We start from the raw sequence: 22008 nt of genomic DNA, 5'->3' as shown, positions 1-22008 counted from the left end.
GCGACAATGGATGTCGGCCGATGACCGATAGGGTTGATGCTGAGGTGACGACTCCGAATCCGCTCGGCGCCGGCTCGGGTGAGGCGCTCGCAGTGCCGATCCCCGAACCGACGCCGACCCCCACAGATCCGTCGAGAAACGCCAGCGAGCGACTCGGCGATCGGGTGTTCCGCGGGTTGGCCGAGAGCGCGAGCATCTTCGTCGTCGTGCTCATCGGCGCCATCGGCTTCTTCCTGGTGTGGCGGGCCGTTCCGGCGCTGCGCCGCAACGAGGAGAACTTCTTCACCTTCGGTGGCAACTGGATCACCACCGACACCTCGGCCATGCATTTCGGCATCCTCGACCTACTGCAGGTGACGGTGTTCGTGTCGGTGTTCGCCCTGCTGCTCGCGATGCCGGTGGCCCTGGGCATCGCCATCTACCTGACGCAGTACGCCTCCAAGCGGGTAGCCGGACCGCTCGCCTACCTCGTCGACCTGCTCGCCGCGGTGCCCTCGATCATCTACGGCGTCTGGGGCCTGTACGTGCTGGCGCCGGTCATCACGCCGTTCGCGGAGTGGCTCAACGAGCACTTCGGCTGGATCTTCCTGTTCTCGACGGGCACGGTCTCGGTGTCCGGCGGCGGCACCGTCTTCACCGCCGGCATCGTGCTCGCGGTCATGATCCTGCCGATCATCACCGCCGTGACCCGCGAGGTGTTCATGCAGACGCCGCGCGGACAGATCGAGGCCGCGCTCGCGTTGGGCGCCACGCGCTGGGAGGTGGTGCGCACCACCGTGTTGCCGTTCGGGAAGTCCGGCTACATCAGCGGCGCGATGCTCGGCCTCGGCCGCGCGCTCGGCGAGACCATCGCGCTGCTCATCATCCTGCGCGGCACCCAGCAGGCGTTCGGCTGGTCGCTGTTCGACGGCGGCTACACGTTCGCCAGCAAGATCGCGTCCTCGGTCGCGGAGTTCAACGACGAATACAAGGCCGGCGCGTACATCGCCGCCGGCCTCGTGCTGTTCGTCCTCACGTTCCTCGTCAACTCGCTGGCCCGCGCCGCGGTCGCCGGAAAGGCCGTCACGTGACCTCGACGCTCGACCGGCCCGTCAAGGCGCCCACGTTCCAGGGGCTGTCCACCCGGCGCAAGATCACCAACAACGTCGCCACGGTGCTGGTCACCGCGTCCGTGCTCGTCGCGCTGGTGCCGCTCGTGTGGGTGCTGTGGACCGTCGTCAGCAAGGGCGTCGGCATCGTGCTGAGCCAACAGTGGTGGTTCAACTCCCAATCCGGCATGACGGCCTTCCTCCCCGGCGGCGGCGTCTACCACGCGCTGATCGGTACGCTGCTGCAGGGCCTGGTGTGCGCGGTGATCTCGATCCCGGTCGGCGTGTTCGTCGCGATCTACCTCGTCGAGTACGGCGGCAACTCCCGGCTCGCCCGCACCACCACCTTCATGGTCGACATCCTCACCGGCGTGCCGTCGGTGGTGGCGGCGCTCTTCATCTACGCGCTGTGGGTGGCCACGCTGGGCTTCCCGCGCAGCGGCTTCGCCGTATCGCTGGCGCTGGTGCTGCTGATGGTGCCGGTGATCGTCCGCGCCACCGAGGAGATGCTGCGCATCGTGCCGATGGACCTGCGGGAGGCCAGCTATGCGCTCGGCGTCCCGAAGTGGAAGACCATCGCCCGCATCGTCGTCCCGACCGCGCTGTCGGGGATCGTCACCGGGATCATGCTGGCGCTGGCCCGCGTGATGGGCGAGACGGCTCCGCTGCTGATCCTCGTGGGCTACGCGTCGTCGATCAACTTCGACCTGTTCAACGGCTTCCAGGGCTCGCTGCCGGGCATGATGTACGACCAGACGCAGGCCGGCGCGGGCGTCAACGCCATCCCGACCGACCGGCTGTGGGGCGCCGCCCTGACACTCATCCTGCTGATCGCCGTGCTGAACGTCGGCGCGCGGGTCGTCGCCAAGTTCTTCTCGCCCAAGAAGATATAGGAGCTCCCCCGTGGCCAAGCGCCTCGATCTCAAAGACGTCAACATCTACTACGGCTCGTTCCACGCCGTCTCCGACGTCACCATGTCGGTGCCGCCGCGCAGCGTCACCGCGTTCATCGGCCCGTCGGGCTGCGGCAAGTCGACTGTGCTGCGGACCCTCAACCGCATGCACGAGGTGATCCCGGGCGCGCGGGTCGAAGGGTCGGTGCTGCTCGACGGCGAGGACATCTACGGCTCGGGCGTCGACCCGGTCGGCGTCCGCAAGACCATCGGCATGGTGTTCCAGCGGCCGAACCCGTTTCCCACCATGAGCATTCGCGACAACGTGGTCGCCGGCCTGAAGCTGCAGGGCGTCCGCAACCGCAAGGTGCTCGACGAGACCGCCGAGCGCTCGCTGCGCGGCGCGAACCTTTGGACCGAGGTGAAGGACCGGCTCGACAAGCCCGGCGGCGGGCTGTCCGGCGGTCAGCAGCAGCGGCTGTGCATCGCCCGCGCCATCGCGGTGCAGCCCGACGTGCTGCTGATGGACGAGCCGTGCTCGGCGCTCGACCCCATCTCGACGCTGGCGATCGAGGACCTGATCGCAGAGCTCAAGCAGGACTTCACGATTGTGATCGTCACGCACAACATGCAGCAGGCCGCCCGGGTGAGCGACCAGACGGCGTTCTTCAACCTCGAGGCCACCGGTAAGCCGGGCAGGCTCATCGAGATCGACGACACCGAGAAGATCTTCTCCAACCCGAGCAACAAGGCGACCGAGGACTACATCTCGGGCCGCTTCGGCTGACGCCCGTTGGGTCTCACCTGTGGGCGTTGATCTTCGCCTCAAGGCGAAAATACGGCCGAAATTCCGCCCTGGCGTGAGCATCATCGCCCTGATGTGGAAGTGGCCGCGCCACGAGTGATCGCGCACGCGGGACCGCGCGAATCGGCCGCGCCGGAAACCGCTCAGCGGACGGTGTGCAGCTCGTCTTCCTGCGGGAACCGGCCGGTGGCCTGGAAGATCACCCGGCGGGCCACCTCGACCGCGTGGTCGGCGAAGCGCTCGTAGAACCGGCTGAGCAGCGTCACGTCGACGGCCGCGACCACGCCGTGCTTCCACTCGCGGTCCATGAGCACCGAGAACAGGTGGCGGTGCAGATCGTCCATCGCGTCGTCTTCTTCGCGGATCTGCGCGGCCTTCTCCGGATCGCCGGACAGCAGCACCTCCTGGGCGCTGTGACCGAGCTCGACGGCCACGCGGCCCATCTCGGCGAAATAGCCGTTGACCTCCTCGGGCAGCGCGTGCTGCGGGTGGCGGCGGCGGGCGATCTTCGCGACGTGCAGCGCCAGCGCACCCATCCGGTCGACGTCGGCGACGTTCTGGATGGAGCTGACGATCGAGCGCAGATCGCCGGCGACGGGGGCCTGCAAGGCGAGCAGCACGAACGCGCTCTCCTCCGCCTTGGCGCTCATCGTGGTGATCTGCTCGTGGTCGGTGATGACCTGCTCGGCCAACACGAGATCAGCCTGCAGGAGAGCCTGCGTGGCCCGCTCCATCGCCACCCCCGCCAGGCCGCACATGTCCCCGAGCTGCGTGGTCAGCGCAGCCAAACGCTCGTGGTAGGCGGTCCGCATGGAGCCAGCCTACGGCGGTTGTCACATCGAGTCACGGCTCACCCGGTGAACGCCGGGTGAATGCCGGGCGGTCAATCGCAGCTGGTGTCGGCGGCGTTGGTGACGCTCAGATCTTCGGGCAGGTCGGTGGGCAGCGTCGACGGGCCGTCGTGGACCTCGACCTGCACCGTCGAGCCGCTGGGCGGCGGTGCGGACACGGCGCTGAAATCCGGACCGAGCACCACCTGGACGACGCCGCCGAGCCCGGAGACGCGCTCGACCTGCGGGTGGGGCAGCGCCGCGGCGACGGTCGCGGCGGCCTGCTCGTTGCCGGCGGAGAAGAAGACGGTGGTGGCCGGCAGCGAATTCGGATAGTCGTCGGGTGTGGTGACGTGGAAGCCGTGCTGCTGCAGCTCGCTGGCCGCCGTGGCGCCGAGCCCGGTGCGGCCGGTCGAATTGGACACCCGCACCGTCACGTCGCCGGGCACCGTGGTCACCGCGTTGACCACCTGCGCCGGCGGCGTTTCGGTGGACCTGCTCGCCGCCGTGCTGACATCGCCGGAGTTCGAGCTGTCGCTCGTGGGCGTCGGGGTGTGCGACGGCGTCGAGCTGCGCCCGGTGTCCTCGCCGGGAAGGGGCTTGTCCTGGATGATCGCGTCGAACAGCGCGCGGATGTCGTCCTCGCGGGGGATCTCGTTGCCCATCTCGTCGGTCTCGCCGGTGGTCGGCACGGTGATGAAGGTGACGCGGCCCGCCGAGATGCCCTGGATCGACTGTCCCAGCTGCACCAGGTCCTTCGTCTGGATGTTGTCCACATAGCTGTCGTTGATGAACATGTTGACGACGTTGTTCAGCTTGTTGAGGCTGAAGAACACCTCACGCGAGATCATCGACCGGATCAGCGACGACAGGAACAGCTGCTGGCGTTTGATGCGGCCGTAGTCCCCGTTGACCTCGGTGGTCACCTGGCGGGCGCGCACGTAGTTCAGCGCGGTGTGCCCGTCGACCACCTGCCTGCCGGCGTTGGGGAGCACGGTGCCCAGCTCGTAGTCCTCCAGCGGCGTGGTGCTGCAGACCTCCACACCGCCGAGCGCGTCGACCATCTTCGAGAACCCGGCGAAGTCGATGGCCATGAAGCGGTTGATGTTGATGCCGGAGAGCTTCTGGATCACCTTGACCAGACATTTCGGGCCGCCATAGGCGTACGCCGAGTTCAGCTTGGTCTCGGTGTACCACTCGTCGGGCCCGTAGCTGCCGGTGGTTTCGTCGTAGACCGGCCCGTACTGCCCGGTGTCGGCGTTCCAGGCCTGGCACTTCATCGGCTCGATCTGCAGGTCGCGGGGGAACGACACGGCGACCACGCGCTGGCGGTTGGCGGGGATGTTGACGAGCATGACGGTGTCGGACCGGGCGCCCGCGGCGTCGGACTGGTCGCCGGCGCCGAGCTCGCTGTTGGCGCCCGCGCGGGTGTCGACGCCGACGATGAGGAAGTTCTCGTCGCCGAACTGGGCGTTCGGGTCGAGGATGTCGCGGGAGTCCGGGTCCAGGGCGGCGACGTTGTTGAGGCTCTGGTTCTTGACCGACTGCCACTGATACGCCCCGCCGGTGACGGCGAGCGCGCCGACGGCGAACAACGCGGCCAGGGCCCGGCCGGCCACCAGCATGCGGCGTCGCTCCCGCTTCGGTTCGGCCTTGGGGATGACGGCCGTCGCGTCGATCTGCTCGGGACGGCGCCGCCGCTCCCCGCGGACCTCCGAGCGGTCGGAGGCGGCCGTCAAGTCGGGCAGGTCGTCGGCGGCCATCGTCGGCAGCAGTGCCGTGGCGGCGTCGTCACCCGGGACGTCCGCGGCGGCCGCCGGCGGCTCCTCGGGCTCGGGATCGGGCGCTGCTCGGCGGCGCGGCCGCCGGTGTGGGGTGGAGCCGACCTTCGCGATCAGATCGGCGACGCTGACGCCGCGGCCGTCGGTGTGCTGCCCGGACGGCTCGTCGTCGGGCTCACCGGGGTCCGCGTGCCGCGGCCGGTCGGCGCCGGGATCCGCACTTGCGGCACGCGCCCGCTCCCACGGCGCCGCCAACGGGGAGGGCGGCGGCGTGCGGGTGACCCACGGATTGTCGGCTGCGGGCTCGGGTGCACGACGCCGGCCAGGAGTGGCGCTATCGCCGTCACTCATGTCCGTACCTGCCTCCGAGCTGGGAATGTGTGCACCGGCGCGGCTGGCTTCCGCGTGCCCTTCGTCTCTAGCAGCACCGGCCTGGAATCCGCCACCGGAGCGAGATGCAACGCATCACATGCTACTGAGCGTTCCTGAGAAACAACTAGCCGGCCAAAGTATCGACCGGGTCTCGATATGGCGGCTCGGCTCAACCGCCCGAGTGCATGACGTCCGCGGCCGCCGGCACCGCGAGGTCGTCGGGATCGTCGAGCCAGCCCTCGGGCAGCGTGACCGACGACGGCGAGCCCTGCCGTCCGCGGGGTCCCGTCGCCGCCGGCGGAAACGGCACTTCCGCGTCGAGCCGCGACAGCAGCGCGTCGAGCTCGTCGAGCGTCGTGACCAGCGCCAGTGCGCGCCGCAGGTCGGCGCCGGCGGGGAAGCCGTGCAGGTACCACGCGATGTGCTTGCGCATGTCGCGCATGCCCTTGTCCTCGCCGAAGTGGTCGGCGAGGAGTTCGCCGTGGCGCCGCATGATCTGAGCCACCTCGCCGAGCGTGGGCGGCGTGGGTATCGGGCGGCCGGTGAACGCGGCCGACAGCTCGGCGAACAGCCAGGGCCGGCCGAGGCAGCCGCGGCCGATCACGACGCCGTCGCAGCCGGTGCTCGCCATCATCGCCAGCGCGTCGGAGGCGTCGAAGATGTCGCCGTTGCCCAGCACCGGCACGCCGGTGACGTGCTGCTTGAGCGCGGCGATCTGCGCCCAATCGGCGGTGCCCGAGTAGCGCTGAGCCGCGGTGCGGGCGTGCAGCGCGATCGCGGCGGCGCCCTCCTCGGCGGCGATGCGGCCGGCGTCGAGGTGGGTGTGGTGGGCGTCGTCGATGCCGATGCGGAACTTCACCGTCACCGGGATGTTCGTGCCCTCGACGCCGCGGACCGCGGCGGCGACGATGCGCCCGAACAGCCGCCGCTTGTAGGGCAGCGCCGCCCCGCCGCCGCGGCGGGTGACCTTGGGCACCGGGCAGCCGAAGTTCATGTCGATGTGGTCGGCAAGCCCCTCGGTGGCGATCATCCGCGCCGCGGCGAAGGTGGTGTCCGGGTCGACCGTGTACAGCTGCAGCGACCGCGGCTGCTCCTGCGACGCGAACGTCGTCATGTGCAGGGTCGCCGGGTGGCGTTCGACGAGCGCGCGGGCGGTCACCATCTCGCACACGTAGAGCCCGCTGACGGTGCCGGCGCGCTGCAGCTCCAACTCGCGGCACAGCATGCGGAACGCCACGTTGGTCACGCCGGCCATCGGCGCGAGCACGACCGGACTGCGCAGCGCCAACGGCCCGATCTCGACCCCGGGGGTGGTCGCGTAGCGACGGGGGGAATCGCGGAGGGCAGAGAACGCAGCCAGCCCAGCGGCGGCCGTCATGCCGACGACGACACCAACAGGTTCTTCATGGCCTTCTTCTCGGCCATCTTGCGCTCGCGCTCGAGGCGACGCTCTTTGGCGACCTCGAACTTGTCGATGGTCTCCTGCAGCTCCTCGATGAGCTTGCCCAGGTCGTCGCGCTGGGCGGCGGCCTCGCCGGTGAAGTCCTCGCGCTCGAAGATGCGCCACTTCTTCAGCACCGGCATCACGACGTCCTCGAGGTGGATGCGCGGGTCGTACACGCCGCCGACGGCGATGACGACGGCCTTGCGGCGGAACTCCGGCACCGTGTAGCCGGGCATCTTGAAGTTGCGCAGCACGCGGTGCAGCGACTTCATCGCCTGGTTCGGGGCGATGTCGAGGCCCGCCGCGCTGACGTCGCGGTAGAAGATCATGTGCAGGTTCTCGTCCGCCGAGACCCGAGCGAGCAGTTGGTCCGCGATGGGCTCGCTGCACGCCTTGCCGGTGTTGCGGTGCGAGACGCGGGTGGCCAGCTCCTGGAACGTCACGTAGATGACGGAGTCGAACAGGCTCTCCGCGAAGAGGTCGCCCTGCTGGTTCTGGCCCGGGGAGAACCCGCGGGTGACCTGCTCCATGCGCAGCTCTTCGAGTTCGACGGGGTCGACGGCGCGCGTGACGACGAGGTAGTCGCGCAGGGCGATGCCGTGCCGGTTCTCCTCGGCGGTCCAGCGGTTGACCCACTGGCCCCACGGCCCGTCCATGCCGAAGTTCATCGCGATCTCGCGGTGGTAGGCGGGCAGGTTGTCCTCGGTGAGGAGGTTCTGGACCATGGCGGTCTGCGCGACCTCGGAGAGCTTCGACTGTTCTGGATCCCAGTCCTGGCCGCCGAGGGCGTAGTAGTTCTTGCCGTCCGACCACGGGATGTAGTCGTGCGGGTTCCAGTCCTTGCGCATCCGCAGGTGCCGGTTGAGGTTCGCCTCGACCACCGGTTCGAGCTCGTGAAGCAGCTGGAGTTCGGTCAGCTCCGCCATGGCCCCTCCTCAATCGTTCACTGCGCGAGGTATGTGTGCCCCGCGGTAGCACTCAATGTATCTGTGTACCGCGGTGACATTCAAGCCGCCACGCCCCACTGTGGCAGCGGTTACCGCGGCGTCGAGTACTCGGATACCCGCCGGAGCAGCATGTCGACGCAGTAGTAGACGAACTGGGTGCGGGTGGCTGTCAGCCGACCGTCGAGGTAGGCGGTGAACAGCGCCGTGAGGGCGCCGATCAGCCCGGTCGCCACCATCTCCTGGATGGCCGGGTCCGCGATGGCGGTCAGCTTTCGCTGTAGCAGGGCGATGAAGCTGGGCATCCACTCCGCACCGGACTTGGCCAACTCCGGCTCCGCCTCCGGCGCCAGCAGCAGTACCCGGCCGCGTTCGGGATCATCGACCATCAGCGCGACGAAGCGTTCGACCGCGTCGCGCGGCGTGGTCGCCTCCGCCAGCGTTTCCATTGCGCGGTTGCAGACGGCGTCGTACACCGCGCGGACGAACTCGTCGCGGTCGGTGAAGCTCTCGTAGAAGTAGCGCTCGGTGAGGCCGGCCGCTCGGCACACCGCGCGCACGGTGAGCGCCGGGCCGCCCGACCCGCCGAGCAGGCGCACGCCGGCGTCGATCAGCCCGTCGCGGCGCAGCGCCTGCCGATCCGCCAGCGGGACGCCGGCCCAGCGGCCGCGTCGTTCACCCGAAGACACCGACGCTCCTCGTCTGTCATACTGACAACGCATGTAGTCAATCTGTGCTCGCGATGGGATCCCTCGCCAATGACTCAAGATACGACCGAAGCCAGGTCGGTCGGCACCGACAAGCCCGCCGGCGGCTGCCCGGTGTCCGGCGGCTACGACGCCCCGCCCGACCCGCTCGGGCCCGATTCGCTGACCTGGAAGCTCTTCGGCGACTGGCGCGGGCTGCTGCAGGGCCCGTGGGCCGGGTCGATGCAGAACATGCATCCGCAGCTCGGCGCGGCCGTCGAGCAGCACTCGATCTTCTTCATGGAGCGCATCCCGCGGCTGCTGCGCTCGCTGTACCCGATCGGCGGCGTGGTGTTCGACGGCGACCGCGCCCCACAGACCGGCGCCGAGGTGCGCGACTACCACATCGGCATCAAGGGGGTCGACGACCGCGGCCGCCGCTACAGCGCGCTCAACCCCGACGTCTTCTACTGGGCGCACGCGACGTTCTTCATGGGCACCATCCTGACCGCCGAGCGCTTCGGCTCTCGCCTCACCGAAGCGCAGAAACGCCAGCTGTTCGACGAGCACATCACCTGGTACCGCATGTACGGCATGAGCATGCGGCCGGTGCCGAAGAGCTGGGAGGAGTTCTGCGAGTACTGGGACCACATGTGCCGCAACGTGCTGGAGAACACCTGGGCCGCCCGCGAGGTGCTCAACCTCGCCACCATGCCGAAACCGCCGTCGCTGCACTGGCTTCCGGATGCGCTGTGGCGGGCGCAGCTGCGGGTGCTCGGCCCCTTCGCGGTCTGGGTGACCGTGGGGCTGTATGACCCGCCGGTGCGAGAACTGATGGGCTACAGCTGGTCTCGTCGCGACGAACGGCTGCATCGGCTGTTCGGCCGGCTGGTCGCGCTGGTGTGGAAGCTGGTGCCGTTCCGCCGGCGCTACCACCCGCGCGCCCGCGCCGCCTGGGACAAGGCCGCGGGGCGAATCCCCGCCGACGCGCCGTTGGTCCACACCCCGCGACGCAACCTGCCGCCGGTGCAGTACCGCGACAGCCCACACCACTACTCCCCGAAGGTCTGAGCGCCGCCCGGCGGATCGGCGGCTGTCGACTACGGTTGTGGCGATGACGGCGCCCGAACTGCTCGGCGGTCGCTACGAGCTCCGAGGAGTGCTCGGCCGTGGCGGCATGGCCGAGGTGCGGGACGGCTGGGACATCCGGCTCGGCCGGCCGGTCGCCGTCAAGCTGATGTATCCGCAATTTGCCGGCAATCCGGAGAACCGGATGCGCTTCGAGGCCGAGGCGCGGGCCGTCGCCGGCCTGAACCACCCGAACATCGTCGCCATCCACGACATCGGTGAGCAGTTCGGCGCGCCGTTCATCGTGATGGAGCGGCTGCCCGGCGTCACGCTTGCTGACGAGATCGCGCGCGGACCGCTGGCCCCGGATCGGGTGCGGGCCGTGCTGCAAGACGTGCTGACGGGCCTGGAGGCCGCGCACGCCGCCGGCATCCTGCACCGCGACATCAAACCGGCCAACATCCTGTTCGCCGCGACCGGGCAGGCCAAGATCGCCGACTTCGGCGTCGCCAAGCTCGACGAGGTCAGCCACACGATGACCGGCCAGGTGATGGGCACCGGCGCCTACCTCAGCCCCGAGCGGCTCAAGGGGCTGCCCGCGACGCCGGCCGACGACGTCTACTCCCTCGGCGTCGTCGGCTACGAGGCGCTGACCGGGCGGCGGATGTTCCCGCAGGACAACCTGGTCGTGCTGGCCCGCGCGATCTGCGACGAGCGACCGCCACCGCTGGCCGCGCTGCGTCCCGACGTCGACCCGGCCCTCGTCGCGGTGATCGACCGGGCGACCGCCCCGGACGTCCGCCACCGCTTCGCGACCGCGGCGCAGATGCGTGCCGCGCTGGCCGCACCCGTCGCCGGGCCACCCCCGCCGGTCACCCCGCCCGCCGTTGCGGCGCCGCCACCCGGCTTCGTCCCGTACTTCGTCCCGCCACCGCGCCGTCGCACCGGCCTGCTCGCCACGGTGGCCGTCGCCCTCACCGCCTTGTTCATCGCGGTGGTCGTCGTCCTGGTCACCAGCACCTCGTCGTCCTCGGATCCGCCCGCCGGCACGTCGCCCCGCAGCACCAGCACCGTCGACACGACCTCGGGTGCGCCGCTGAGCAAGATGCCCGACATCAAGGAGCCGGGTGACGACGGTCAGCGCTGAGCGGGTTGCGGCCGGTGACCGCCGGGTATCTGACCGCTCGTGACGGCTGGTGTCGACGAGCGCGAGGCGTGCCCGAAGCGGATGGAGTTCGGCCCCTGCGGCGGCGTGCGGCCCGACGGCCAGTGCGAGATGCGGGCCGGGCCCTGCGCCTTTCCCGACGTCGTGCCGTGGTCCGGGCCGCCCGCGGCCGGTGCCGCGGCCGTCGCACCGCTCATCCTCACCGACTTCAGCTGCGCGCCGTTCGACCCGGCCGACGTCGCCGCGACCGCCGAGACGCTGCGCGATGCGTGCGACGCCGTGCTCGTCGGCGAACACCAGAACCGGCCCGACTTCCCGCCCGCGCTGATGGGCCGGCTGCTGCTGGACAGCGGGGTGCGGCCGTGGATCACGCTGACGTGCCGGGACCGCAACCGCATCATCTTGGAGCAGGATCTGCGCGGCCTGCAGCTCATCGGCGTCGAGACGGTGTTCTGCGTGACCGGCGACGGCCGCGCCTACGACGTGCGGCCCGACGTGACGCAGACCTTCGACCTGGACGGGCCGCGGCTCGTCGCGCTGGCCGCGTCGCTCGGCATGGTGGCCGCGGTGCCCGAAACGCCCACCGCGCCGCCCGTGCACGCCCGGCCGGCGCGGCTGGTCGAGAAGCAGCGCGCCGGAGCGCGGCTGGCGGTGCTCAATCACGTGACGTCGCCGGCCACGGTGGCGGAGTTCATGGCCGCCGCCCGTGCGGCGGGGCTGACGATGCCGGTGGTCGGCGCGGTCGCCGTGTTCACCGACCTGGTGTCGGCCGCGGTGCTGCAGGGCCTACCGGGGCTGGCGCTCGACGAGAACGTCGTCGCGTCGGTGCTCGCGGCGCCCGACCCCGTGGAAGCCGGCATCGAGGCCGCGGTTGCCGAGGCCCGCGCGCTGCTCGCGATCGACGGCATCGAGGGCGTCAACCTCTCCGGGTCGGCGTCCGCGAGCGGCACCGGTGTGGGATCGGAGATCAAGGCCGAGGTCGGCCGACGGATCCGCGCGGAGTTCGCGTCGTGACCGATCCCATGTCGGCGGAGTTCGACACCGTGGCCGAATGGACCGCCGAGGCTGCTCGCGCCCTCGGCCCCGAGCACTACATTCCCGCAGGCTGCCGGGGGAGCGGCAGCCCGGCCGCGCTCGAGTGGCTCATCGACGGGCTCGAGCTGGCCGACGGTGCCACGCTGCTCGACTGCGGCGCCGGGGTGGGCGGACCCGCCGCCTACGCGGCTCACCGCCGATCTGTGCGTCCGGTGCTGGTCGAGCCGGAGGCCGGCGCCTGCCGAGCGGCGCGGACGCTGTTCGGCTACCCCGTCGTGCAAGGTTCGGCGGACGCGCTGCCGATCGCCGACGCGAGCGTTGACGCCGGCTGGTCGCTGGGCGTGATGTGCACGATGACCGCCCAGCTCGAACTGCTGACCGAGCTGCGACGGGTCGTGCGGCCCGGTGGGCGCATCGGGCTGCTGGTGTTCGTCGCCACCAGCTCGGATCCCGACGGCCAGCCCGAAGGCAACAAATTCCCGACCGTCGCGTCGCTCAAGCAGCTGATCAGCGACGCGTCGCTGCGGATCGACAGCTGGTCGGGCACCGCCGAGCTGCCGTCCGCTCCGGACGAGTGGCAGCAGCGTGTGCAGGCGGTTGAGGACCTGCTCGCCCAGCGGCACGGCCACGAGGAGGTGTGGCAGGTTGCCGAGGAGCAGTCCGCGCGCATGGGCCGGCTGCTGCGCGATCAGGAGGTGACCGGTGAGCTGCTGGTGCTGTCGCGGCGCTGACCTGCCGTTGTGGGCGGAGAGGCGATGACACCGCCGCTGACCTGCGTCCGCCGTTTGGTGCCCCCACCAGGGCTCGAACCTGGGACCTGCGGATTAGAAGAGCGAAGAACGCCGCCTAAGTTGCGGAAAAATACTGGTGAGAGTCGCTGTCAGATGCGCGTGGTACGAATTAACCCTCACGTCACCGTGAACGGACCGAGGGGGGCCATGGGGGCGATAACGAGCGACCCACTGTTAGAGGAATGGATGCTGTGGCAGTTAGCTGCGCGCCGTTCAGAAGTAACTGTCAACGAACGGGTGCGAGTTCTAGCGCAATTCTCCGACGAGATAGCTGCAGGCGGATACAGCCTCCAAACCGCACGTCCTATCGACGTTGTCAGGTGGTTAGGCACTCACACCGAGTGGTCCGCGTCGACGGCGGCGACCTATCACAGCTACCTTCGCGCGTGGTTCAACTGGCTTTGCCTGATGGATTACCGTCAGGACAATCCGATGGTGAAGGTCGGCGCGCCGCGCTATCCGGAAAGAGTGCCGCGCCCGGTACCTGATGACGAATTCATTCGTCTGCTCACGACGCGAATGCATCACCGGACGCGCGTAATGATCCTCCTCGCATCCCTGGCCGGTATGAGGGTGTCGGAGATCGCGAAGGTGCGCGGTGAGGACATCGACGCCAGTGCTGCGCGCATTCACGTCGACGGGAAGAACGGCAAACGAGCTTGGGTGCCGATGCACCCCCTCATCGCAGAGACCGTGCCGACTATGGCGCGGCGCGGCTGGTGGTTCCCGGCCAACGCGCGCCGGCCCGGCGACCACGTCCGCAGCAAGAGCGTCTCCGACATCATCGGCCAGGCCATGCGCCGCGCGGACGTCCGCGGTACTCCGCACAGCCTGAGGCACTGGTACGGCACCACACTCCTCGATGACGGCGCCGACCTGCGCACCGTGCAGATGCTGCTGCGACACGCCTCCGTCGCGACTACGCAGATCTATACGAAGGTCTCGGACGAGCGCCGACGAGAGGCGATCAACCGGCTCGATCCTTGGCGGGGCGTTGCGTAGCTCGGCTACCATCCCCGGCCATAGAGCCGGAGCGCCGTCACCGGACACGCACAACAGGGGGAGTTTATGAGCGCACCAGGCTGGCATCCTGATCCGGCCGGATCAGGTCAGCAGCGGTACTTCGACGGCACGCAGTGGACTGAGAACTACGCGCCGGCCGCCGCGCCGCCGCCTGGCGTGGCTCCGAAGCGCAAGCGCGGGATGCGTCGCATCCTGCTGATCGCCGGTGGTGTGCTGCTAGCGATCATCCTGCTCGGTGCGATCTTCGGCGGCGGCGGCGACGACAAGCAGTCGGCATCGGGCGGCGGCGAGCCGGCGCCCTCTAGCGGACAGCCAGCAGCGCCGAGCAACGACAGTGACAGTGACGTCGCGGCGGTCGGATCCGCTGTGCGGGACGGCAAGTTCGAGTTCCAAGTTGTCAACCTCACACGGTCGAAGACGGTGAGCGACCCGACCGGTAACCCCTACATGACGGCTACGGCGCAGGGCGAGTTCATCGTCCTCATCGTGTCGGTGCGCAACGTCGGCGACGAACAGCAGTCCTACTTCGGCCAGAATCAGAAGTTGTTCGACGCCGCCGGTCGCGAGTACGGCGTGTCGAGCGACGCCGACCTGTACCTAAACGCGGGCGGCAACGCTCTAGGCGAGATCAACCCCGGCAACTCCATCGAAGTCAAGATGGCCTTCGACGTGCCGCCGGGCACTCAGCCGGCCGAGCTGGAGTTGCACGATTCCGCATTCTCCGGCGGCGTGAAGGTGCGCCTGGCTTGACCCGAGATCAAGAGACGATCGACCGGGAGCTGCGGCTCCTGGCGACGGTGCGCGCCGCCTGCCGGGAGCAGGGCGGCCGGCCAACTACTGCGGCTATCGATGCGCTGCTCGACGAGCGCAGTCGCGCTGACCTCGACGGTTAACGCCGCTGATCGTCTGCTGGTGCGCGCATACTGACGGCATGATCGTGTCGTTGTGCCCGCTGGGCGGCCGGCCCGCTGCAGGTCTGCCGGTGCCGTTGGCGCGGTGGCAGGTCCGTGTGCTGCGGCGCTGGATCGACGAGGCGGACCGCGACGCCGAGATCCGCCGGCGCGCGGCGGGGGAGGTTCGGAGTGCCTGACTTCAATCGGCGGCAGCGGTCTGGTCGGTGCGGCACGTGCGACGGCGAGATCCGGTTCTATCCGAAGCCGCTCGATGACGAGGACGCGATGGTGGCGGAGACGGTCACCGAGGGTGACTGGGTGCACCTGGATCCCGCCGACTGGATCGATGATCCGCACGTGATCGACCCCCAGGAAACGCTCACCGCCTGAGCGGGTCACGCTGCTGGATCGCGCCTCGCGTCGGTGTCGGGGCGTTCGGCGCGGCCGGCGAGCCAGACACACAGCAGGATGATGCCGAGGAACGCCGCTGACGCGATGGCGGTGGTGCCGAGGACCAGGGCGGCGAGTTCGCCGTCGCTCCAGACCTCGCACACCTCGGTCATGGTGTGGGCTCGAACCTCGTCACGGTGGTGAGGTTGACGACTGGCGGTGACCAGTTCGCGTCGGCTGGGTTGTAGCTCGACACGATGGGGCCGAGGAACCAGAACCCGGTGTAGCGGTACTCCCGGGCCAGGATGGTCATCGGTGCGAAGTCGACGCGCCACGCGATGCGGCGGGTGCCGAGCGCGAGGGTGTCTGCGGCGTCGTTCGTGATGAGCGGAACGCCCTCGGTGGTCTGCTGCGCATCGATCTGGCCCTGCGTCGGCGGCGTGGTCTCGCCGGCGGGGGCATTCAGTCGCGGCAGGCGCAGCGTCCCGGTTTCGATCCGAGCCGTGGTGGGCGTCAGCAGGACGGTCAGCGGCGGGTTGAGCCCGGTGAGGCGGAGCTCGGGGACGCCGGCGGGCGCGGTGATGAGCCGGTTGCCGGTATCGACGAGCTGCGGTGTGAGGGTGGCCTCGGCCCATGGCCGGTACTGGTCGGGGCGGATCCCGACGTCGAGGGTGTCGGGGACGACGCCGCGGTAGTCGCCCTTGCACAGGAACCAGGGCAGGTCGGCGATGTCAGCCATGGGGGACTCCTCTTCGGGGTGGTGGGCTCAGTCGGGCAGCGTCATCGGGGGCGGCATCTCGGGGAACGGGTCAAGGTGAATGACGGGCACCTCGCGGCCGACGGCCTTCGCGAGCTCGCGCAGCAGGTCGCCTTGCTGGTCGAATTTCGTGACTGCGTCGCGGCCCCACGGCCGGACCTTCTCGAAGGCCCAGTTCTCCAGCTGCAGCACGCGCAAGTCTCGGCGGGCGTTCGTTTCGTCGCTGATCTTCTTGACCTGCGCCTTGATCTGATCGCTGTTGGCGAGGTCGAGGGTCGGCTTGCGCCGTTCACGGACGATCACCCAGACGGCGCCGACGACCGAGGCGACGGCGGTGATGATCAGGGCGGCTTCACTCCACGTCATCGGCGTCGCGCTCTATCCGGGTTCGGACCTCGTTGATGAGGGCGGTGTCGTTGCGGTCGAACTCTCGGATTCGTTGATAGAGCATGGGCACGGTGGTGGCGGCGGCGACGGCCAGGGCCGCGGTCAGCCAGCCGCCGAGGGAGCCGGTGGTGGTGCGGAAGCTGGTCGAGGAGTAGATCGCCATGCTGACCGACACGGACAGCAGTCCGAAGATCCCGATCCAGTAGGGAAGGCTGACGTCGTCGCCGAGCAGCGGCGACGTCGCGTGGCTGTGGACGCGCCGCATGACCCGCCACCGCCCGATCCGGGCGCCGAGCAGTGCGCCGGTCAGGATGAGCGTGGCGCCGATGATGAAGCAGACGGCCATGGTGAACCGGGTGACGGCGCCGAGTGAGGCGACGTTGTTGGTGACCGGCGCGCCGGCGAAAATGCAGATGGCGTACGACCACACGCCGACGTGCGGCAGCAGGTAGAAGGGGTGCCGGTCGAGGCGGGCCTTCTTTGTGATCTCGGGGTGGTACACGGCGAGCTCGGTGATGTGCCGTTGAACGGTGTCTTCGCGTTCGGCCGCTTTCACGTTGCGCGCCCGCTGCGGGTGGAAGGTGAGCGCGCCAGCGAGCGGCAGGACTACCAGCAGGGTGACGGCGAGGGTCACCAGCACGACCGCCCACGCGTTCACGGCGTCACCGCGTCACCGCCGCGGTGTGCGCCTGCTGCTCGATCTGCATGCCGCGCTGCAGTTTCCGGACGGTCTGGGCGCTCAGCAACAGTGTTCCTCCGGTCCAGGGCAGCAGCATCGACGCGGCGAAGATTGTCATGCCGGCGTAGGTGGCGGGTCCGTCGTAGGTCCAGGCCGCGATCCATGCGGCGACCTGGAACATGACCATCAGCACGAAGCACACGGCGTGACCGGTGGCCTGGAAAATCAGCCCCATCCAGTCGCGGAACAGCAGCCGGTCGCTCATGTCCTCGATCGCGGATCCGCCATGCCGCATCCGCAGCCCCACGATCGGCGCGAGGTTGGCCGGCACCGCGGTCCATACCCACGCCCAGTACCCGGCGTCGCCCATCGTGGCGACGATTGTCGGCACCGGCGGGAACAGGAACGTCGCGAACAGCGCCCACACCAGCCAGGCGGTGCAGTACGGCGGGATCCAGTCGCGCACCGAGTCGCTGTCGAGCTTCGACAGCCACCACGCTTTGAGACGGGCAGCGATCGGCTGCCCGCCGCCCGCCGTCGAATCGAACGTCACGCCGCCGAGAGCAGCCGGGCGGCGTCACCTCCGGCCGGTCCGGCGGCGAGCGGCGTCGGGGTGTGCGTGACGGCGACGCCGCCGGCCAGGACGGCGAGCACGATGTTCACGACGGGGGTGATCTGCGCTTCGGTGGCGACGTTGAGCACGATGAGCAGCGTCTGCACGGCGGCGACGGCGCCGTAGAACCAGGACCGCAGCGTTGACGGGCTGTGGAACACCGACAGCGCCGGCGGCAGGACCGCGGCGATCAACGCGGCGACCGCTTCGACGGTCGAGTTGGCGATCATGTTGTACGAGGCGAGCGCGGTCAGCACGGCGACGGCGACGACCTGTATCCACTGGCGGGCGGTCGGCCAATCCTTCAGTGTGAGCATGATTGTGGGTTCCTCTCGGTGGGGTGGCGTCAGCGGCGGAAGCCGGCGACGTGATCAAAGGCGGCGTGGATGCCCCAGCGGCCGCCGAATTCAGGCTTCGGCACCCAGTACTCGCCGTGCGCCTGCAGACCGGTCAACGCCTTCAGTGAGCCGGAGATCTTCGTGACGCCCTGCACGGACAGCAGCCCCTGGGCGGACAGGGTGCGGGTGAACTCGGCTCGGAACTGGTCGAGTTCCGGGTCGGTGGTCGCGCCGGTATCGACGACGTCGCCGAGGAACGTCGTCGACATGCCGGCCGCGCCGGCGAGGATCTGCGCGCCGACGTTGCCGAACAGGCCGCCGAACAGCGGGCCGACGATGCCGAGGTAGCTCGTCAGGACGGGGATCAGCAGCCCGCCGGCGAACATGACGAACGACATGTCGAGCTCGGCGCGGATGAACAGCTGATACAGCAGCGGCAGCAGAGTCGCGTCCTCGGCGGTGGCGTACATGTCCTGATCGGTGCAGATGTCGACGACGAGCGCCTGCAGCCACGGCGGGATGACGAGGCGGGCAATGCCCCAGCCCTTCGGTGCGTTACCGATCTTCGTGGGGCCGGGCTGGCGCGCCGGGTTGCCGACCAGCAACAGCCCGTTGATGCGGTGCCGCAGGTACGCGAACCGGCCGCCGTCGCCAAACAGTCTCAGCACCGCGCGGACCATGCCGTCCGCGGACTGGCTGTAGCCCGAGAACCAGAACTCGATGACCTCGGCCCACCGGTCGCCGTAGCGGCGCTGAATCTCGGCGATCGCCGCGTCGATCTGCCGTTCGAGGTCAGCGTCCTCGGCGGCGATCACTTCGAGGTACGACAGGCCGGGGTCGCCTCCCATCAGCCCGAGGTAGCCGCCGATCGGGAAGGTGAGGCGGATGTGGTTGATGCCGAGCTCGATGCGGCAGCGTTCGCCGACGTCGTTGGATGGGCCGACGGTGTTGTTCGCGCCGGAGCCGGGCGCTGAGAAGAAGAAGATCGGCCGCCACTCGCGCGCCGGCGACGTCACAGGCTTTGGCGGACGCTGCCGCGCCAGCACGCCGACCGCCGTCTTGACGGTCCAGTCGTAAACGCCATCCGTCCGGACGTACGGGTCGCCGGCGTAAGCGGGATGGCCGTCGCGGATCTCGTCGTTGCGCTTCGGCGCGAACACCTGCAGCACGCGGATGAACTCGGCGGTGACCAGGTCGCTGTCGTCGAGCTGCTTGCCGTAGCCGAACCGGCGCAGGTACCGCTTCGCGTCGGAGATCGTGGGGTCGTAGTCGCCGACCTTCGACGGCGGCGACCAGGTGCCGGCGGCCATCAGAGCACCAGCCCGAGACGCTGGGCGGTGGCCGGGCCGACGATGCCGTCGGCGGCGAGCGGCGGCCGGAGCCGCTGGAAATCGCGCACCGCAGCTTCGGTCGCGGGCCCGAAGTCACCGTCGACGGCCAGCTTCGAGTACCAGCGGCGCAGCGCGGTCTGCAGCTTCGCGATGGCCGGGCCGGTCATGCCCCGGTGCAGCAGCACCCCGGCGTAGCTGTCGACCGGCGGCACCGGCGCAGGTACCGGCGCCGGCGTCACAACAGGCACCGGCCGCGGCCCGTCCTCGCCGGGAAACACGAAGCCGCGCATGTCCCTCCCGACCTCGTCGCGGAACCAGTCGGGCCCGAAGTTGCCCGGATCCCACTTTCCCTGGGCGCGGCCGGCGTACTCCTTGTGGCAGATGACGCGGTCCGGGCCGAAGCCGAGCCGAAGCAGGATAGCGGCGACCGTGTTGCGCATCGCGAGGATCTGCTCGCGGTTCCACGGCTCGGCGCCGGCGTTTCCCTCCGAGATTCCGCCGCGGTACGGCCACTCGCACTCAATGCCGATCAGGTGCCAGTTGCCCATGTTGGTCGGCAGCCACGGATACGATCCCGCGCCGGCGTGCCACGCGACACCGGCGGCCACGACGGTCACCGTGCCGTCGCGGGCGATGTGCAGCTGCGACAGCGGCCCGCCGAGGTCCGGGCGGCCCTCGGCGATAGAGCGCGCGGACGCGGGTCCGCCGGTGTGGTGGACCATGACGCCGCGGATGTCCTTGAAGTCGCCGTGGCCGCGGCCACGCCAGCCGGGATATTCGACGAACTTTGCGACCGCGGGGCGGACGACGTCCGCGAGCCAGGTCGGGTCTCCGGTCCATCCCATCGCGGTACCTCCTGAGGGTGCGGATGTGGGCGCGGGTGCGCCAGGGTTGAGTGCGCCGTCGAGCCACGGCAGCGGGTCGACCTTGGCGGAGGGGTCGTAGCCGCGGGGCATCACCGACAGGTGCAGGTGCGGTGCGACGCCGGCATTGGTGCGCCGGTCGGGGTTGATGTAGCCAATGCGCTGCCCCGCGCGGACGGTGGCGCCGCGCGCAACTTCGCGCACGATGTGGCCGTACTCGGTGCAGCCGCCGCCGGCCTCGGCGGGGTGGTCGATGACGAGCCAGCCGGCGGGGTCAGGGCCGCCGTAGCCGTCGGCGGCGCCGGCGTGGATCACCTGGCCGTCGCGGCACGCGTACACCGGCATTCCCGCTGAGCCACCGGCGCGGCCGAAGTCGACGCCTCGGTGGAAGCCGTCTTCGCGCGGACCCCACGGGCTCGTGACCATCCGCCCCTGTCCGAGGGGCCAGTAGGTGGCGTTTTGGCTCATCAGAGGTCACGGTATGGCCGCGACTTTCCGAATGCACGACGCGGATTACAGGGCTGTAACTCTTTGCCCTAACCGCGTCGCAATGCGCCTGACAAAGCGCTCGGCGCCGGTGCCGCCAGGTGGGGTGATCGACGATAGGCAGCTCACACACAGCGGGCAGCGGTCCTCGGGGTGTCCTTCACGGAAGTCGGGGTCGTCGGTTGCCGTAGGCGTCGAGCCGGCGAACGCGGCGGGGCGGGCAGCCACCGGCCGCCGTCCCACACCCACACCGCGACCAGCACGGCGCCGACGGCGAAACCGGCCGCGAACCGGACCGCGCACCACCGGCAGATTTTCATGTCAATTGTGTAGACAGGTCTACAGCCCTTGGTGTAGAGTGGTCTACATGAACAACACCAGCACCGTACTCGACCAGCTCAACGACTACGACGGAGAGAACGTGTGGGAGGACGTCATCTACCGCCTCGACTACGACGAGGCAGCGACCGACGCCGCCTACGCGCAGGCCGGGCGCAACCCCGCCTACGGCGACATGGCGGTCATCGCCGGGGTCACCTACCGGCAGCAGCCCGGCGGACAGTGGGCCGCGGTGTGACCTACACCGAGCAGGAGCGGCGGGCGCACGGGAGGAAACTCGCGCGCGCCCGCGCGGCCCAGGCCGAAGCGTTACGCTTCGCCGCTGTGCTGGCGCGCTCAGCGCGAGCCGAGGGAGTGCCCGAGACGCAGATCGCCGAGGAGCTCGGCGTCGACCGCATGACCGTGCGGCGATGGATCGGCAAACGGTGATCACCACCACAGCAGCCATCGGCAGATCGGGCATTTGCCGAACCAGTAGCCGTGCGCGCATGGCCGCCTCACGGCAACCACCCAAGAATATGGGCGGCCGTCAACGCCGTCCACGCCGCACAGACCAGCGCCCAGGTGACGCCGAACTTCCAATCGAACTCGGGGCTCACGGCCAGCCCTTGCGTTGCATCAGGAGGTCGAGGGCGGCGTGCAGGCGGTGCCGCCACCGCGTCACCGGAACCGCGGGATGGTCCACCACCGGGTCGCCGCACAGCCCGCACCGATCCTCGGGGTGACCCTCGGTCGACGACGGCCAGTCGAGCCCGTAGGCGTCGAGGCGGGCGAGCAGTCTCATCGGCTGGTGTCCTCTCGGTGTAGGCGTTCGGCGCCGAGCCACTGCAGCACCGCCAGCCCGTCGTCGTCGTCGACGGCTTGGGGGCATTCGCCGCGAACGAACGCGTCGTGGTGCACCGCGGCGACGGCGTTGACGTGCCGCATCTGCGCCTCGTAGGTGTCGAGCGGCCCCTGAGCGGGTTGCCCGCGGAGCCGTTTGATGCGCGCTGCCTTACCCACTTGTG

General features: G+C 69.6%; 29 protein-coding genes and 2 pseudogenes. 15 read left to right on the top strand and 16 right to left on the bottom strand.

Going from position 1 to position 22008, the window contains the following annotated elements:
- Positions 1-20: 20 nt before the first annotated feature.
- Genes pstC through pstB form a run of 3 tightly spaced genes read left to right on the top strand, consistent with a single transcriptional unit; the run spans position 21 to position 2768 of the window.
- Positions 21-1070, top strand: a complete 1050-nt coding sequence (gene pstC, locus LV457_RS03110; RefSeq protein WP_232168935.1) for a phosphate ABC transporter permease subunit PstC — start codon at positions 21-23, stop codon at positions 1068-1070.
- A complete protein-coding gene (gene pstA, locus LV457_RS03105; RefSeq protein WP_232168933.1) occupies positions 1067-1981 on the top strand; it encodes a phosphate ABC transporter permease PstA in 915 nt (304 codons plus the stop codon). Before pstC ends, pstA begins: the two co-directional genes overlap by 4 nt.
- A 10-nt stretch (positions 1982-1991) precedes the next feature.
- Positions 1992-2768, top strand: a complete 777-nt coding sequence (gene pstB, locus LV457_RS03100) for a phosphate ABC transporter ATP-binding protein PstB (RefSeq protein ID WP_232168931.1) — start codon at positions 1992-1994, stop codon at positions 2766-2768.
- 161 nt (positions 2769-2929) lie between these two features.
- Here the strand turns inward: pstB and phoU are convergent, their stop codons facing one another.
- The 5 genes from phoU to LV457_RS03075 all read right to left on the bottom strand — a co-directional run bounded on the left by phoU (position 2930) and on the right by LV457_RS03075 (position 8846).
- Positions 2930-3598, bottom strand: a complete 669-nt coding sequence (gene phoU / locus LV457_RS03095) for a phosphate signaling complex protein PhoU (RefSeq protein ID WP_232168929.1) — start codon at positions 3596-3598, stop codon at positions 2930-2932.
- A gap of 71 nt (positions 3599-3669) precedes the next feature.
- The gene (locus LV457_RS03090; protein ID WP_232168927.1) at positions 3670-5748 is read right to left on the bottom strand and encodes an LCP family protein; all 2079 of its coding nucleotides are present in this window, start codon (positions 5746-5748) and stop codon (positions 3670-3672) included.
- A gap of 190 nt (positions 5749-5938) precedes the next feature.
- Positions 5939-7147, bottom strand: a complete 1209-nt coding sequence (dusB, locus tag LV457_RS03085; RefSeq protein WP_255701589.1) for a tRNA dihydrouridine synthase DusB — start codon at positions 7145-7147, stop codon at positions 5939-5941.
- Entirely contained in the window at positions 7144-8139 is a 996-nt protein-coding gene (locus LV457_RS03080; protein ID WP_232168926.1) for an acyl-ACP desaturase, read from the bottom strand. The genes dusB and LV457_RS03080 overlap by 4 nt, the downstream gene beginning before the upstream one ends.
- Before the next feature lie 110 nt (positions 8140-8249).
- Positions 8250-8846: a TetR/AcrR family transcriptional regulator gene (locus LV457_RS03075; RefSeq protein WP_232168925.1), complete on the bottom strand. Its 597-nt coding sequence runs from the start codon at positions 8844-8846 to the stop codon at positions 8250-8252.
- 69 nt (positions 8847-8915) lie between these two features.
- Here LV457_RS03075 and LV457_RS03070 point away from each other — a divergent pair, with 69 nt between their 5' ends.
- From LV457_RS03070 to LV457_RS03025, 10 genes and pseudogenes are all read left to right on the top strand, one after another.
- Complete coding sequence (locus LV457_RS03070) at positions 8916-9914, top strand: oxygenase MpaB family protein (RefSeq protein ID WP_232168924.1); 999 nt, start codon at positions 8916-8918, stop codon at positions 9912-9914.
- 43 nt (positions 9915-9957) lie between these two features.
- The gene (locus tag LV457_RS03065) at positions 9958-11058 is read left to right on the top strand and encodes a serine/threonine-protein kinase (protein WP_232168922.1); all 1101 of its coding nucleotides are present in this window, start codon (positions 9958-9960) and stop codon (positions 11056-11058) included.
- 39 nt (positions 11059-11097) lie between these two features.
- Positions 11098-12090, top strand: a complete 993-nt coding sequence (locus LV457_RS03060) for a methylenetetrahydrofolate reductase C-terminal domain-containing protein (RefSeq protein WP_308192158.1) — start codon at positions 11098-11100, stop codon at positions 12088-12090.
- Positions 12087-12842 (top strand): class I SAM-dependent methyltransferase, encoded by a 756-nt coding sequence (locus tag LV457_RS03055; protein ID WP_232168920.1) that lies wholly within the window; start codon positions 12087-12089, stop codon positions 12840-12842. The genes LV457_RS03060 and LV457_RS03055 overlap by 4 nt, the downstream gene beginning before the upstream one ends.
- Positions 12843-12866: 24 nt before the next feature.
- A pseudogene (locus LV457_RS20170) lies at positions 12867-13292 on the top strand (hypothetical protein); the annotation flags it as partial.
- An 18-nt stretch (positions 13293-13310) separates the two neighbouring features.
- Positions 13311-13904 carry a tyrosine-type recombinase/integrase gene (locus LV457_RS03045; protein WP_232169219.1) on the top strand — a complete coding sequence of 198 codons (594 nt, stop codon included), beginning with the start codon at positions 13311-13313 and terminating at the stop codon, positions 13902-13904.
- Positions 13905-13970: 66 nt separating this feature from the next.
- Positions 13971-14675 carry a DUF4352 domain-containing protein gene (locus tag LV457_RS03040; RefSeq protein ID WP_232168918.1) on the top strand — a complete coding sequence of 235 codons (705 nt, stop codon included), beginning with the start codon at positions 13971-13973 and terminating at the stop codon, positions 14673-14675.
- Positions 14672-14818, top strand: a complete 147-nt coding sequence (locus LV457_RS03035; protein WP_232168915.1) for a hypothetical protein — start codon at positions 14672-14674, stop codon at positions 14816-14818. Before LV457_RS03040 ends, LV457_RS03035 begins: the two co-directional genes overlap by 4 nt.
- Before the next feature lie 38 nt (positions 14819-14856).
- Positions 14857-15015 carry a hypothetical protein gene (locus tag LV457_RS03030; protein WP_232168914.1) on the top strand — a complete coding sequence of 53 codons (159 nt, stop codon included), beginning with the start codon at positions 14857-14859 and terminating at the stop codon, positions 15013-15015.
- Positions 15008-15208, top strand: a complete 201-nt coding sequence (locus tag LV457_RS03025; protein WP_232168913.1) for a hypothetical protein — start codon at positions 15008-15010, stop codon at positions 15206-15208. The genes LV457_RS03030 and LV457_RS03025 overlap by 8 nt, the downstream gene beginning before the upstream one ends.
- Positions 15209-15213: 5 nt before the next feature.
- Here the strand turns inward: LV457_RS03025 and LV457_RS03020 are convergent, their stop codons facing one another.
- The 9 genes and pseudogenes from LV457_RS03020 to LV457_RS20075 all read right to left on the bottom strand — a co-directional run.
- On the bottom strand, positions 15214-15381 hold the full coding sequence (locus LV457_RS03020) for a hypothetical protein (protein WP_232168912.1): 168 nt from the start codon (positions 15379-15381) through the stop codon (positions 15214-15216).
- Positions 15378-15947 (bottom strand): hypothetical protein, encoded by a 570-nt coding sequence (locus LV457_RS03015; RefSeq protein WP_232168911.1) that lies wholly within the window; start codon positions 15945-15947, stop codon positions 15378-15380. Before LV457_RS03015 ends, LV457_RS03020 begins: the two co-directional genes overlap by 4 nt.
- Positions 15948-15974: 27 nt before the next feature.
- Positions 15975-16331 carry a hypothetical protein gene (locus LV457_RS03010; protein WP_232168910.1) on the bottom strand — a complete coding sequence of 119 codons (357 nt, stop codon included), beginning with the start codon at positions 16329-16331 and terminating at the stop codon, positions 15975-15977.
- On the bottom strand, positions 16318-17010 hold the full coding sequence (locus LV457_RS03005; RefSeq protein WP_232168909.1) for a hypothetical protein: 693 nt from the start codon (positions 17008-17010) through the stop codon (positions 16318-16320). Before LV457_RS03005 ends, LV457_RS03010 begins: the two co-directional genes overlap by 14 nt.
- Before the next feature lie 4 nt (positions 17011-17014).
- On the bottom strand, positions 17015-17584 hold the full coding sequence (locus LV457_RS03000) for a hypothetical protein (RefSeq protein WP_232168908.1): 570 nt from the start codon (positions 17582-17584) through the stop codon (positions 17015-17017).
- Complete coding sequence (locus LV457_RS02995; protein WP_232168907.1) at positions 17581-17961, bottom strand: hypothetical protein; 381 nt, start codon at positions 17959-17961, stop codon at positions 17581-17583. Before LV457_RS02995 ends, LV457_RS03000 begins: the two co-directional genes overlap by 4 nt.
- 29 nt (positions 17962-17990) lie before the next feature.
- Positions 17991-19292 carry a peptidoglycan-binding protein gene (locus LV457_RS02990; RefSeq protein ID WP_232168906.1) on the bottom strand — a complete coding sequence of 434 codons (1302 nt, stop codon included), beginning with the start codon at positions 19290-19292 and terminating at the stop codon, positions 17991-17993.
- Entirely contained in the window at positions 19292-20158 is an 867-nt protein-coding gene (locus LV457_RS02985; protein ID WP_232169218.1) for a peptidoglycan-binding domain-containing protein, read from the bottom strand. Before LV457_RS02985 ends, LV457_RS02990 begins: the two co-directional genes overlap by 1 nt.
- Before the next feature lie 111 nt (positions 20159-20269).
- Positions 20270-20602 (bottom strand): annotated as a pseudogene (locus tag LV457_RS20075) (M23 family metallopeptidase); the annotation flags it as partial.
- 427 nt (positions 20603-21029) lie between these two features.
- Here LV457_RS20075 and LV457_RS02975 point away from each other — a divergent pair.
- Both LV457_RS02975 and LV457_RS20165 read left to right on the top strand, forming a co-directional pair.
- Positions 21030-21239, top strand: a complete 210-nt coding sequence (locus tag LV457_RS02975; RefSeq protein ID WP_232168905.1) for a hypothetical protein — start codon at positions 21030-21032, stop codon at positions 21237-21239.
- Positions 21236-21430 carry a helix-turn-helix domain-containing protein gene (locus LV457_RS20165; RefSeq protein WP_232168903.1) on the top strand — a complete coding sequence of 65 codons (195 nt, stop codon included), beginning with the start codon at positions 21236-21238 and terminating at the stop codon, positions 21428-21430. Before LV457_RS02975 ends, LV457_RS20165 begins: the two co-directional genes overlap by 4 nt.
- A 166-nt stretch (positions 21431-21596) precedes the next feature.
- Here the strand turns inward: LV457_RS20165 and LV457_RS02965 are convergent, their stop codons facing one another.
- Positions 21597-21785, bottom strand: a complete 189-nt coding sequence (locus tag LV457_RS02965; protein WP_232168900.1) for a hypothetical protein — start codon at positions 21783-21785, stop codon at positions 21597-21599.
- Positions 21782-22003: a hypothetical protein gene (locus LV457_RS02960; RefSeq protein ID WP_232168898.1), complete on the bottom strand. Its 222-nt coding sequence runs from the start codon at positions 22001-22003 to the stop codon at positions 21782-21784. Before LV457_RS02960 ends, LV457_RS02965 begins: the two co-directional genes overlap by 4 nt.
- Between the last annotated feature and the right edge of the window lie 5 nt (positions 22004-22008).

This window comes from Mycobacterium sp. MYCO198283 (genome assembly GCF_021213805.1).
Classification (GTDB): domain Bacteria; phylum Actinomycetota; class Actinomycetes; order Mycobacteriales; family Mycobacteriaceae; genus Mycobacterium.
The sequence above is the reverse complement of the archived record's forward strand: the minus strand, read 5'-3'. Positions and strand labels throughout refer to the sequence as shown.